This window comes from Streptomyces atratus (genome assembly GCF_014648655.1).
In the GTDB taxonomy this organism is placed as follows: domain Bacteria; phylum Actinomycetota; class Actinomycetes; order Streptomycetales; family Streptomycetaceae; genus Streptomyces; species Streptomyces atratus.
The window spans coordinates 20,290-33,235 of record NZ_BMRN01000056.1; the positions used below are offsets into that span (position 1 = coordinate 20,290).

Below are 12,946 nucleotides of genomic sequence, written 5' to 3' on the forward strand. Positions count from 1 at the left end.
CACGCCACCCGTTAGATGATCAATCCCAAGGGGTGCCTGCGGATGCTGGGGGGCGGTCAGGCGTCGGGGTCGACTTCGGGGTGCGTGAACCGCACTGGCCTGCCCAGCGACCGGGCGTACGCGATTTCGCCTCGGGTGCTGTCTCCGATGTAGTCGCCGACGACGAGCACCTCATCAGCGAGCAGGATCTTCGCCCGGTGCAGTTCGTCGAGTCGGATCTTCAGCGCCTCGGCCTCGACAGGATCGGACCAAAGTGCGTGCGGCGACTTCAGGTCGCAACCCGGCTTGACGACAATCCTTCCGGCTTTGGTCTCCCGCAGATCGGCCTCGGTCATCTCGGCCATGAAACGGGTGGAGCCGCAGATCACGACGATACGCGGAAAGCTCAGCTGCTTCTTCGCGTCGGCGAGCTTCTCCTCGGGGGTGATCAGCTGCGGGGATGACACTAGTTCCTCCTGGTGGTGCGGTCCGAGGGGTGCCTGCGGAGACAACAACGAAAGGTGTCCAAGACCGTCTTGGCGAACGACATGAACAGCCTCGCGCCGGCACTCTATGCGACGAGCATCCCGACCTGGCGTCGTGGCGCCCGCCGGTCGGCCGGCGCCCCGCCTGAGCGATGCCGAACTGGTCACCCTGGGCAGGAAGCCGGTGTCGGTCACCGCGTGCACCGCCTCGCGTGGCGGCGGGCCGCGGTGGCGGCCTGGTCGGCCGGTCCGCTTCCGCTTGCTGGCGACGGTGCCGGGTCGGGCTCAGGTACTGCCACAACCAGGCAGCCGCGGTGCGTGGTCGCCGACCAGCAGGTAGTACTGGACGATGCCGTGGCAGCTCGGGCCTACGCGCGGGTTGGCCGCGCCGCATGTATTGGGCCTGCTTGGCAGATACCCCCGAACGAGGGACACGCAATCTGATGACCCCATTGACGGAGGGTCGTCCGCCGGAGATCTTGCAGCCGTTGGTGCATGGTGGCGTGCCGGGTGAGCCAGGACGGGAGGGCTCCTCTGCCGGGCTGATGGCGGTCGTACGCCTGCCAGATGGCGATCCGGCCCTTCTGGACGAGGTCGTTGTGGCGAGAGTCGCTGGAGCGGGGAGCCTCTGGTGGGCGCGGTAGTTCAGCCAGGCGTCGTCCTCGGCGAGGGCCTCGTCGGTGGTGGGCTGGTCGGCCTCCGACGTTGAGGGACGGGATGGTGGCCATGCGGCTGGTCCTGGGAGGAGGCGCGGCCGCCGCGCCCAGAGAGTGGGGCTGCCGCGGTGGGTCAGGCGGACGGGGCGGCGATTATCTGGTGAGCTGGTCCACTCGAAGCAGGTCGTCGGGGCTGATGTGGATCGCGGCGATGTTGGCGAGCCACTGCATCCACACCGGTTCGATGCCGGGCGCAGCCGCGAACTCGGCGTCTGTGAGGTGTCCCTGGGCGTAGGCGACCGTCCGGTCTGCCAACTCCTGTAGAGCGTCGGGAGCGATCCAGCGGACGTTCGTCGTCTCGCGGGTGCTCGGGGTGAGGTCTCCGGTGACGGTGGCCTGGTAGATGGTCCAGTCGTGGCCGGTGCCGCGTGCGCCGGGGAGGCGGCGGCATCGGTTGCCTCGCCACCAGCCGGTGACGTGGGTGAGGCCGGTGACGGTGAGGCCGAGTTCTTCCTCGACCTCGGCGCGGGCCGCGTCTTCGGCGGTCCCGTGGTCGTCGATGTGGCCGGCGGCGGGTGCCGTGCCGGACGGGAAGGTGGCGCGGTCGAACATCAGGTACAGGCCCTGGTGATCGGTGATGACGATGCCGACCGAGGTGTTGTCGCAGGCCTTCATGGTCTCGTTCCCAGTGGGTTCTGGAGGTCAGGCGGCTGGTCGGGCGGCGCGGATGATGCGGGCGCCCTCGGCGCGTCCGTGCTCCCAGTCGCAGAGCACGCGTCGCTCGGGGTGGACGGTGCATCCGCGGTGGTAGCGCTGGACGGCGGTGACGAGTGTGGGGTGCGCGGGCCGGGCGAGGCTGAGGCTGCCGGTGACGGCGGGGAGTCCGTTCCAGGTGGTTCGGACTGGCAGGCCTCGGCGCTGCGACTCGGCGACCATGCCGTCCTCGGCTGGTGGTCGACGAGTGGGTATTCCCCTGCTCACTGCCAAGGGCGAGATGACGACGAGACGGCACCGGCCCGGCTCACCGGGGAGACGCGGAGGCTGTCGCGCCGAGCTCGGGGTGGAGCCGGGCGGGGTCACACGGTCTCGGTCTCGGGGTGCGGGGCGAAGGTCAGGGTCGGGACGGCGTGTGGTCCGCACAGCGGTCGCAGCATCCGGGGGGAGACGACCTCCTGAAGGAACATTTCCTGGATGAACTGCACCTCCGCCCGCAGCAGATGAGACATGCTCCCTGCGGCGGCTTGGTCCTTGCGTCCGACTGCGACATGGATGTGCGGGGCGAGGGCGTCGTGCTCCGGGCTCCAGGCGAGGGTGGCGGAGCCGACGGCTTCCACCGTGTGCAGGATTGTCTCGTCCCATACAGGAGCTTCCGGGTCCTCCAGCGGGCCGCTCGTCCCCACCAGGCTCACCTGCCGGAACCCGCCGAGGAACATCGGGATGATCGCCTGCCGGATCCCCATCTCCGCGCAGAAGCCGGTCAGCTCCGCGACGAAGTCGTCGCCGTCATCGAAGGCCAGCGCGAAGTTGCGCCCCATCGTCAGTTCTGTGTGCCGCATCAACCACGTCCCTCCGCGGTCGTCCCGGCGGGTGCGAAGGTGGCGAGGATCGTGTCGCGGTGGGCGCCGCTGCGCAGCAGGACTGTCAGCAGATGGCGGGCTTTGTACGGGTCAAGGTGTCCGGCGCCGATCAGACCCCGGTCCAACAGGTCTTTTTCCGAGCCGTCGAATCCGTACGTGTGCGTGAGGGTGGTGCCGCCACCGGTGCGGGAGGCGAGGACGATCGGGATCCGCTGAGCGGCCTCCTGGAGGATGGGGACCCAGGTCGCGGGCACGTGACCGACTCCGAAGGCGGCGATGACCATGCCGTCGACCTGTTCGAGGAGCGGCGCCAGCAGCGTGCCGTCGTCGCCTAGGGACGCGGGGTATACGCCGACGCGGGCCGGTCGGGTCATTACTGTGGAGAGGGGGAGGGGTTTGTGCGCGGGGATCGCAAGGAGCCGTAGGCGGCCTTCGGCCACGGTGCCCAGGGGGCCGGTGTCGGGTGCGGTGAACGCGTTCGTGCTGGTGCTGTGGGTCTTGCGGACCTTCGCGGCGTCGAAGATCTGGTCGTTGAAGACGACCAGGACGCCAAGGCCGCGGGCCCGTGGGTTGGCCGCGACGGTGACAGAGGCGAGCAGGTTGGCAGGTCCGTCGGCTCCGGCCAGGTAGGGGGCGCGCATCGCGCCCGTGATGATCAGAGGCGTCTGGCCCGCGTACAGCAGACTCAGCAGGTAGGACGTCTCCTCCAAGGTGTCGGTCCCCTGGGCCACGACGAAGCCGTCGAAAGCGCTCTGACCGTCCATGGCCCGCAGCTGGCCGGCGAGCTCCTCGATCTCGTCGAACGTCAGGGAGGCGCCCGGCTTGGTCGTGAACGACTGAGTCTTGACGACGATGCCGGTGTCGGCCAGTTGCGGCACGGCCGCGAGCAGCTCCTCGGCGCTCAGCGTGGGTTGCGCCGCGCCCTCCGCGGTGGTGGGGGTCATCGTGATGGTGCCGCCGAGGCTGATCACGAGCACCGTGGGAGGAAGGAAACTTGGCTTCGTCAACGCACATTCCTCGGATCGCGGGTGGAGCAGGGCGAGTTGAGCCTATCGGCCGTCATATGGGCTGCCCAGCCTGCCGATGAAGCGCAGGGTCTGGTCGAGTGCCTTGAGCGTGAGAAGGCGGCTGCGGGGACGCAGCATGCTGGTGATCCCCTCCTCAGCGAGGCCCTGGCACCGGCCGGTCAACCAGGTCCAGTCCAGGTCGAGGTAGTCGGCCAGGGCCTGCAGCCGTGCCGTCGGCGTCGGCCCGTCGACCAGACTGTGAGCCCGCGCGTGGCCGATCACCTCCTGGTAGGGAGCCAACTCCCGTCGCGCGCTGGTAGTGGCGACCCGCCAGACGGATTCTTCGCGTACCCAGTTCGCCAGGATGGCCTGATTGCGTGCCAGGACGAACCCCTCAACCTCTTGGTACTCCTGCTCCGTGCTCAGCCACACTTTGACCACGTACATCTCCATCATGGCAATCGTGAGGAACAGAAGAATTCGCTCATAAATCTCGCTTGATCGAACCACGGACTCCGGGATGCAAAACGCGCGACCGAGCGCGCTTCCTGGTCCCGCGAAGCGATCGGCGACGTTCTGCAAGTAGTCGTGTTTGTGCCTGAAAAGCAACCATGGTGCGCATTCCTCCCCGGTGGCTTCGCGGGTCCAGAACGCCGGCACCTCGGGAAGGTCCCCGAGATGGCGGACGATGTACTGGGCGCAGAGACTGGAGCCCAGCCACGCGGCGCCGATGGGGGAGAGGTCGGGCATCTCGGATCGCGACGGCGCCGAGTTACTGATCCTGACGTAGTGCCGAAGTTGCTCGGCACGGTCGGAGAGCGGATTGTCATCCGCCAGCAGACCGTCGTCCACGACGTACAGCGCCCAGACGATCGCGTAGACCAGGTCGTCCAGTTGGTAGGCGAGCGGTACACGCGGATCCTGGCCCACAAAGAGGTCCTGGCGGGCAAGCGCGGCGTCCATCACGTACAGGCCGGACCCGCCAGCAGCACCGGGGGAGGCCAGAATCACGCCCCTGCGCGAGGACCGGACGAAGGTCTCCAGGTGGGGGAGGTCTGCGGAGCTGATCTCCATGACGTCACCGCGGGGCTCGGCTTCATAGATCTGCACGCCGATCGAGGTGCCGTCGAAGTGCCGTCCGCCGGAGAGCTCCCAGCTGCCGAAGATTCCAGCGTCCGGTTCGCCGGGGACGTGCCGGGACGTGGGCCAGGTGTAGTCCAGGGTTCGTACCGCGGTGCGCGTCCTTCGGTCCAGCGGGCGAGGGCGGACGATGTCGCGTACGGGGACGAGCTGGAAGAGGGCCTCGACCTTCTTGCCGAAATAGGCCTCGATGATGGTGCGCAGGTCTCCGCGGGGGATATGGGTGCCGGCCAGCCACCGTTTGTAGGTAGCCGGGGAAGGCCGGACCCTAGCGAGTCGCGGCTCTTGTAACGCTTTCGCGGCGTCTTCGGCCATGATCGGCCAGAGGACCCGGAACTTGTTCGGTGAAGCGCAGTTGAGCTCCGGAGCGTCCAGAAGGTGGTACAGGAGCGGTACGACAGTCCGGGCCCGTGACTCCTCCGGTTGAGTCATGTCGTCCTCCTTGATGTCCCCAGAGCCGCAAGGCTGCTCGCGGGATGTTCGTTCGCTGATTCGGTGTGCCCGCGGTGTGGCTCACCAGCCGGACTGGGCCGGAAGGATGATCGGAGCCCCCCTCGATGTGGGGGCCGGGAGGTCATCACAGCGCTGGCGCGGGACGAGGAGATGATGCCGTGCGCGCGGCCTCCGGCGATCGCGCGCTGAGCCTTCGCCCAGCCGGGCCGGGTGCCGCCCATGGTGTCGCAGAATCGCGCACGGATCACATGGCCGCGGGCGTGCGCGAGGGCCTGGGGTTCGGCCAGGTGGTCGCGCGGGCTCTCCCCGGGCGGCAGCTGAACGGAACTAAAATCCATGAGCTTCCTTCGAGAGTCGCGGACGAGGCGGACATGGCCGCCAGAGGGATGCGCATCGAGTCGTCCGCCGACGGCGAGCCCTGGCGGCCTGGACGCTCGCACCTCGTTCCAAGACCAGAGCAGACGGGCGGACCAGGGGGCGGTTCAGAGCGTGGCAGACGCCGCTCATCACGATGCATTCGTGACTGACTAGCCGTCATTGCCGGTGTTCTGTAGGAACACTGACGGGTCTGCGCAATGTCCGTCCGAGGGCCTCGTCGGCCTGGACGGCTCAAGGATTTGGCCGAGCGGCGGAGGACCGGGCAGTGGCCCCTCGGGCTCGTGGCCGCGCAGATCCACGTAGAGAGATCCCCCGCGGAAGCGGTCCTGGAGCTCATGCAGGAGCCGCGAGGCAAGTGTTGTGGTGCCGATCCCGTCCTGTCCGCTCAGCACGATCAGCCGGCTCCCGAAGTCAGGCGGGCTGTCCGACGACTTGCTGTGCAGCAGTAGGTGATCCGCCTCCCGGTCCACCCACGCCACGGGCAGCGCGGGCAGTTGGCGGGGCAGGGGTGGCGCGGGCGGAGAGCGGTGGTAGTGGACCCCGCCTGTGATGCTGCCTGACTGAATGACAATGCCTGCGGTGGAGTCCCCCGTCACTGTGTTGTTCGTGGATGTGGACATCGTTCCACGGCGTGGCACGTCCGACTGTGTACTCAACTGCTGGCCTCTCTATCCACCGGTGCGACGTTGGGCAGTCCGTGGCGCTCGGCGATTACCGAGAATGTGAGGACCCTTCCTTTCAGCCATTTGACGTAGTCGTCGTGGGTCCAGGGAATGCGACGGTCCTTTCTCCACGTGCACATGGAGGCGTACTGCTCAATGACGAGTACGAGGTCCTTTGACGGCGAAACGGCGACTTCGCTGATGCAGCGAAGTTCTTCCAGCGCCAGGTCGGGACTCGTGGCGACGAAGTTTTCTCAGTGAGCATGGGCCTCGTCCTCGGAAGTGTCCAGGTAGAAGGCCCGTAGCCACGCGGCGAAGGCCTCCATCCCGGGCGATGTACTTGTGTAAGGAGCACCCGTCGATATGGGTTTCTTAGTGCGTTTGGCCATAGTGGTTTCATCTCAGGGCTGTGGGCGCGGGAGCGGCGTGGATAGCAATGCGGTGCACTCGGAAGGTCTGTGGATCCAAGGTCTCGATGGTCAAGTGATCGCGGTGACAGACGGGTCGGGAAGTGCCTGCCCCACGCTTGATGCCCTGTCGGCCAGCCGCGTGAGCTGCTTTAAGCTCCACCAGGCACCTGGTGTGAATGCCCAGTACATCCGGCTGGTGGGAAGCAGGGGCGGGCGCAGATCAAGAACGAGTCCGTTCCGAAGGACCCGGCCGTCTGCACAGCTCCACTGAGCGGGCAAAGAGCGGGGCGGCAGCAGGAACAGTGCGCAATGGGCATCGGTATCCCCCAGGACCGGGCCCCACTGCCTCCGGGGAATGCCCTGTTCGTATCGGTGTTGCAAATAGTCGGCGCAGACTTCCGGGCTCACTCGCACTGCCTGGACATCCACCCCGACTACCAGAGGGCGGCTCTGAAGCCATCTCAGGACGGGGGAGGTGCGGTTCTGTCGTTCGGGCATGCCCCTCGGTAGCAGCCCCAGCGGGTCAGCCGGTGAGGTATGGGGCCGGCGTCCCGGAGTTTCCTGTGGCTTTCCTTGTGCTGGCTTGTGGTTTCGTCCGGGAGGAACCGGAGTTCTGGGAACGTCCTTCAAGCGCGGAAGTTCCTGCGAATATCCGCCTGTTGTAGTGCGCAGGCCTGTTGGTGCTGTGGTTGGATTTACGCCTTCATCGCCGTACAGCAGACCTGTTGCGAAGGCCAGGCCGACCAATCCGCAGTCGGAAAGGTTCGTGGCGGTGCGAAGCTCATCAAGTGCCCGGGCCACGTCACCCGGAGGGTGAAGGCTGGTCTGGGCGATAGTCGAGAGCAATTCGGAGTCGGGCACGTTGTAGCGCAGGCCACGCCAGACCAGCCGAGTGAGGGCATTCGGACGGTCTGCCAGCGACGTGCGCCGTGTCAGTTGCACGGTTTTTCCAGCGAGGACGCAGTACACGAGCACACGGTCAACGTGTACGCCCGCGGTGAGGCGTGCATTCCGCAGATGCCCGTGGACAGAGGTCCTATTCAGGCCCAGTTCAGTGGCGATCTCGGCCACGGCGAGACCGGCAGCACGGTATCCAACGATCTCCCGTTGCCGGGCGGACAGGCAGAGTTCCGGGCGCGGTAAGGGGCGCATCGTCCTCATCGGCTGAGGGACCGGGGGAGGCGACATGGCGTTCCTGGGCAGGGTGAGGGTGGTTGACGGGAAGGCACACGCCCCACGGCCGGTGCCGTCCGCGTGCGTGGTGCAGGTGGCGATGTCCGTGCGGTGCTCACCGGCCACGCTTCGCCTGCCCGTCGACTGCGGAGCCGGCCGGGTCCTGGCGGGCGGGCTGCTGCACTTTCGAAAGACGGTGTCGGTCCCCGGTCGCCATCCAGATCCCGGTGATGCCTGCGAGGAGCAGGCTCAGCAGGAGGGCGGCCACGAGCGGAACCACCATCAGCGTGGTGATCACGTTGTAGGCGACGTGGGCGATGACGAGCGGTGTTGCTTTCCGGTAGCGGAGGAAGAGGAACACCGCTGCGGCGCCGAGCGGGATACTGACGCTCTCGCGACCGGATTGCCGGCTGGTCCCCGCCTGAACCGTCACCGGCGCGGGCCCTGATCTCTGCTGCCAGCATCACCCACACCGCGAGCTGCGCCAGCAGGCCCACACTCCGTGTGGGTTGCCCGTCTGCGCTCAGCAGGCCGTGCTCGTCCACGGTAAACAGAAGCGCAGCTATGAGCGTCACAGAAATCCAGACCGGTGACCGCATGGGCAGGCCTTCGTTCTTACGTGTCGTCAGCAGGTGGGTGGTCCAGGTGATGGCACCGACGAACCCGGCCGCTTCTATGAGAAGTCCGGCCGTAGCCGCCCAGTGAGGGGTGTTGCCGCCGGCCAGGTTCACGAAGGCGATCACGGCACTCCATGCCTGACCGGCGCCGACGAGAGCGTAGAGCGTGACCACGGTGCTGTATGCCCGGGAAGGACTCGTGGCCGCGTTGATGAGGAGGCCGGCGCGCCGGGACGCCTGGGAGGTGGGAGGAGACGACGACATGGTTCCTTCTGAGACTTGTGTGTATGGAGTTCGGCCGGGCTGCCGGGTCGTGCGGTCCGTCACGGACAGGAGAAGAAGAGCCGGCGCTGGGAGATGGCAGAGTCGGGCGGGGGTAGCGGGGCATGTGCGGTCGAGGGGTACCGCGATCCCGTCCTGGAGGTGCGGAGGTCGGAGAGCTCCTCCGCGTGGCCTGAGCCTGGTTTGCAGTCGACGGTGACCGTACGGTTCAGATCAGCCCCTGCCGCATCGCGTACGCCACCGCGTGCGACCGGTTCCGCAGTTGCAGCCTGGTCATCACCGAGTGCAGCACGTTCTTTATGGTGCGCTCGGAGTAGGCCAGCTTCGTCGCGATGTCCGCGGTGTCGTACCCCTCCGCGACCAGCCTCAACACATCCACCTCGCGCGCCGCGAGACCGGTGAAGTGCAGCCCGCGCGGGCCGAGCACCTGACCCTGGAGGCGGCCCACCTCCTCCAGCAGCCGTCCCAGCAGGTCGGACGGGAGATGCCCCTCGCCCCGCGCCACCGTCCCGATGACCTGCACCAGATGCTCCGGAGTCGCCTCGGAGCGCCTGACCACACCGGCGACACCGCACTCCACGGCACTCACCAGCTTCTGCTCGTCGATGTCCGTGGTGACCAGGACGGTACGTGAGGTGCTGGTGCGCTGGATGCGGCGCAGGAGGGTCAGTGTCTTCTCGTCGACGGCATCGGTCACGACGACCACGGCATCGGGAACCTCCGGGGCGTCATCGACGCCTGGGTGGGTGTTGAGGACGGTGACCTCGGGCCGGTTGTACAGCTGCCCGGTTATTCCGGCCAGGGAGACGGGGTCACCGGCATGGACGGCGACGGACACTCTCTGCACGGTGGAGGTCATGTTGGCTTCCTTATGTTCGGCCGGGTCAACGGTCGGGTCAGGACAGACGGCTGAAGTGGCTGTGCAGGCGTTCGACGTCGGAATCGCTACGCAGGCTGCGGAACGCGGCCAGCGACAGCGCGAACCAGTCGACGGCCTCTACCGGTGTGCCGTGCTCCTCGGCGTTCAGCCCGAGAATCTCGTGCGTGCGCGCGGCCCACCAGGGGGCACGGCAGGCGATGAATTCCTCGTGGGCATGCAGAGCGTGTGCCCGGGCAGCATCGAGGTCCCCGGTGCAGGCGAGTGCCAGGGAGAGGAACGCCTCGGCGCGGGCGGCCTCGTAGGCATCGCTGATGGCGGTCAGGATCCGGTGAGCCTCGGTGAGCCGGGCTGCGGCCTCGGCCGGGAGGCCGTGTTCCTGTTCCCACCGGCCCAGTTCGATATCAGTGAGGCCCACGCCGCGCAGGCAGTCTTCGGCGTCCCAGATGTCGCGGGCGGTCAGCAGGTGCTGCCGGGCATCGGCGGGAGTGGCTCCAGGCATGCAGCCCAGCTCGTGAAACGCCTGAGCAGTCATGTGAATGTCCTTGTCCGCCACCGCCGAGCGGAGCACGGACCAGAACTGCGTCCGGGCCCAGGTGTGTTCGCCCATCTTGCGCAGCCCGGTGCCGAGAGTAATCGCCATCACACGGGCAGCGGCACGGTCGTCGCATTCCTGCGCAGCCTTCAGACCGAGCTCGTGGGCCTCGATCCACCATCCGTAACGGCGGTGGACCTTCCAGGCCGGCTGCATCGCGTGGACGAGCGAGCACGCCTGCCAGTACATGCCCGCTTCCATGGCGGCACGGACAGCGGCCATGACGTTGGGCATCTGGTTCTCCATCCACGCCATCGACTCGGTCTCGGACGCGAACTGGACCGGCGTGGGCGACGTGGTGTACCGGCGGGGGAACACGGCGTGGCTGGGGGTCACAGGAGCCTCGACGGAACAGGCGGTGACGAGCAGCCAGTCGAGCAGAGCCGGCAGGACGGACTCCTCGGTCTCTCCCTCCGTTCCGGCCCGGTCACGTACGTACTCCCGTGCGGCGGGCTGGAAGGAGAAGACCGGTCCACGCCCTTCCTCTGCACCGTCCTTGGTCAGGAAGGTCGCCTGGGCCAGGGTGTTGAGCAGGGACCGGGCGGTGCGGAGGGAGGCGCCGCCCAAGGCGATGGCGAGGCCTTCGTCGATCGTGATCGTGCGGGGCAGGAGCGCGAAGCGGCGGCACGCGTTCTGGGCCCGCGGGGGAAGGGCGTTGTAGGAAGCCTTGTGGGTCATGGTGATCGTGCCCTCGGTAGTGGGTAGGCGGCATGGGGAGCGGCAGCATGCTCCGGTGGCGGCTCGCGCGACCGCGGTGGGCCACGGCCCGCGCGCCGGGGCGTCGCAGGACTTGCGGTCATGCGGGTCACCGCGCGCGAGACGACACGCGGCTCCGTCAAGGAATCGCTGATTCCGTTTCGTCCGCCTCAATCCCGTTGCGCTGCCTCGGGACCGCGGAAACGGCGGTCTGCAGATGTAGGTTCCGGTGAGCCGTGTCCTCCGGAGGCGGAATGACCTGTGCTTTCGCGGCTCGATTCCGCGGTCGTGTCGGCGGTGCAGTCCCGTCTTCGCGTCGTTTTCCTCAGCGGACGAGAAGCAGCACCGGCCGCTCAGTGACGGCGGTTTTAACCGGCGGACTCCGGTCCGGAAACCCGCAGCAGCCGGCCGCCGAGCAGCACTGCGAAGGCCCCGACGGTCAGTAGCCCGCCGACGAGGAAGGTGCCCCGCACGTTGGCGAGCGGCAGGACCAGTCCGCCGAGCGCGGCGCCCGCTGCGATGCCGGCGTTGTAAAGACCGGAGTTCGCCGCGAGTGCGAAATCTGTGCGGCCCGGTGCGCAATGCAGCATCGCGTTCTGGGTGGTCATGAACACCGGCCCGAGTGCACCGCCCATCAGCGCCAGGAACACCACCGCTGCGACCGGCTCGGTGCCGACCGCATACAGACCGAGCATGCCCACCGCCTGCGTTGCAACCGCAGTGGTCATTGCGGCCTGCGGAAAGCGGTCCAGCAATGCCCCGGTGATGCTCACTCCGGCCAGACACGCAACGCCGAAAGCCACGAACAGGGCACTGACCGCGCTTGAGGAGAACCCGCTCACGTCGCCCAGGAATGTGACGATGTAGGTGTATCCCGCGAAGGCCCCAGTAGCGGACAGGGTCCCAGCCGCCAGCACGATCCCGAACCGGCGGACGTCGGGACTGGTTCCGTAGGCGGCGTTCTCCTCTTCCGGACGGGAGGTGGGCAGCAGAACGGCGATGGTCACTAGAGAGACGAGCCCCAGAGCCGCGAGCATGGCGATGGGCACTTGCCAGTCGCTCTGCTGGCCCAGCCAGGTCCCGGCGGGAACACCGAGTACGAGGGCGAGCGAACCGGCGACGGACAGCGCTCCGACTACACGTCCACGGACCTCGGGAGTGAACAGGCCCACCGCGACCGGCCCCATCACGGCCCAGAACAACGCTTGGGCGAGCGCGGTCAGCAGCCGCGCGAAGAGGAGCACCCAGTAGGAGGCGGCCAGCGCCGCAACCAGGCTGGACACGACCAGCGCGGCCAGCAGTCCAGTTAGCACATGGCGTCGGGGCACGGCCCGCATGACGTAGGCGAGCGGTAGCGACGCGACGGCCACTGTCACGCCGTAACCGGTGACCAGGAGCCCGACCGCTGACACTGACACCCGGAGGCTTTCGGAGATGACCTCCAGGAGGCCGATCGGCAGGTTTTCCGCGGTGTTGAGGGTGAAGGCGGCCAGCATCAGGGCCGCAAGCACCGCCGCTCTGTGCCACGGAGGCGGATGCATGGTGACCTTGCGGTCTCTTCCTGACCTCGCTGGTTGCGCCTGCTCCGTGGCACCGTTCATGCAGGTAGCTCACCGGGCTGCCCGGTTCCACCGCAACCGAATTCATCTGCCGTGCAGGGAGCTCGGAGGGCAACTGGCGCATCGCGGGATCCTCCTGACCTGGGGTTTCACGTATCGGTCCCACCTCTGTGTCGTCGGTTTTGTCCCGTGGCGCTGCGGTTTTCCTCAGCGCCATGGGTGCGGCATGTGGATCGTGGGCCATGGCTTGGTGTGCTGCAGCGGTGAGCGAGTAAGGCACGGGTTTCAAGGCGGGTGGTGGGGGCTTTCCCCTTGATCGTGGACACCGGTTGTCATGCGGCGGTGGCCAGCGTAGTTGATCGTTGTTCGTAGGCGATCGGGCTGATCTGGCCGAGGCGGG

At 67.4% G+C, this 12,946-nt stretch carries 12 protein-coding genes; all 12 read right to left on the reverse strand.

Features of this window, described 5'->3' with window-relative positions; translation table 11 throughout:
• Positions 1-56: 56 nt before the first annotated feature.
• The 12 genes from IEZ15_RS38490 to IEZ15_RS38545 all read right to left on the reverse strand — a co-directional run bounded on the left by IEZ15_RS38490 (position 57) and on the right by IEZ15_RS38545 (position 12,483).
• A complete protein-coding gene (locus IEZ15_RS38490; protein WP_189281667.1) occupies positions 57-446 on the reverse strand; it encodes a hypothetical protein in 390 nt (129 codons plus the stop codon).
• 386 nt (positions 447-832) lie between these two features.
• Positions 833-1,192 carry a sigma factor gene (locus tag IEZ15_RS47425; RefSeq protein ID WP_189281668.1) on the reverse strand — a complete coding sequence of 120 codons (360 nt, stop codon included), beginning with the start codon at positions 1,190-1,192 and terminating at the stop codon, positions 833-835.
• 81 nt (positions 1,193-1,273) lie between these two features.
• The gene (locus tag IEZ15_RS38500; protein ID WP_189281669.1) at positions 1,274-1,795 is read right to left on the reverse strand and encodes an NUDIX hydrolase; all 522 of its coding nucleotides are present in this window, start codon (positions 1,793-1,795) and stop codon (positions 1,274-1,276) included.
• 27 nt (positions 1,796-1,822) lie between these two features.
• On the reverse strand, positions 1,823-2,056 hold the full coding sequence (locus IEZ15_RS38505; protein WP_189281680.1) for a hypothetical protein: 234 nt from the start codon (positions 2,054-2,056) through the stop codon (positions 1,823-1,825).
• A gap of 140 nt (positions 2,057-2,196) precedes the next feature.
• Positions 2,197-2,676: a PPC domain-containing DNA-binding protein gene (locus IEZ15_RS38510; protein WP_189281670.1), complete on the reverse strand. Its 480-nt coding sequence runs from the start codon at positions 2,674-2,676 to the stop codon at positions 2,197-2,199.
• A complete protein-coding gene (locus IEZ15_RS38515; RefSeq protein WP_229846403.1) occupies positions 2,676-3,704 on the reverse strand; it encodes an asparaginase in 1,029 nt (342 codons plus the stop codon). The genes IEZ15_RS38510 and IEZ15_RS38515 overlap by 1 nt, the downstream gene beginning before the upstream one ends.
• Before the next feature lie 42 nt (positions 3,705-3,746).
• Positions 3,747-5,276 carry a transcriptional regulator, XRE family protein gene (locus IEZ15_RS38520; protein ID WP_189281671.1) on the reverse strand — a complete coding sequence of 510 codons (1,530 nt, stop codon included), beginning with the start codon at positions 5,274-5,276 and terminating at the stop codon, positions 3,747-3,749.
• 1,540 nt (positions 5,277-6,816) lie between these two features.
• The gene (locus tag IEZ15_RS47430; protein ID WP_373302719.1) at positions 6,817-7,935 is read right to left on the reverse strand and encodes a LuxR C-terminal-related transcriptional regulator; all 1,119 of its coding nucleotides are present in this window, start codon (positions 7,933-7,935) and stop codon (positions 6,817-6,819) included.
• A 100-nt stretch (positions 7,936-8,035) separates the two neighbouring features.
• Positions 8,036-8,353, reverse strand: coding sequence for a hypothetical protein (locus tag IEZ15_RS38530; protein ID WP_189281673.1), 318 nt, complete (start codon positions 8,351-8,353; stop codon positions 8,036-8,038).
• Between the two features lie 674 nt (positions 8,354-9,027).
• A complete protein-coding gene (locus tag IEZ15_RS38535; protein WP_189281674.1) occupies positions 9,028-9,678 on the reverse strand; it encodes a helix-turn-helix transcriptional regulator in 651 nt (216 codons plus the stop codon).
• 37 nt (positions 9,679-9,715) lie between these two features.
• The gene (locus tag IEZ15_RS38540; protein ID WP_189281675.1) at positions 9,716-10,969 is read right to left on the reverse strand and encodes a hypothetical protein; all 1,254 of its coding nucleotides are present in this window, start codon (positions 10,967-10,969) and stop codon (positions 9,716-9,718) included.
• Positions 10,970-11,355: 386 nt separating this feature from the next.
• Positions 11,356-12,483, reverse strand: coding sequence for an MFS transporter (locus tag IEZ15_RS38545; protein WP_229846405.1), 1,128 nt, complete (start codon positions 12,481-12,483; stop codon positions 11,356-11,358).
• Positions 12,484-12,946 lie beyond the last annotated feature (463 nt).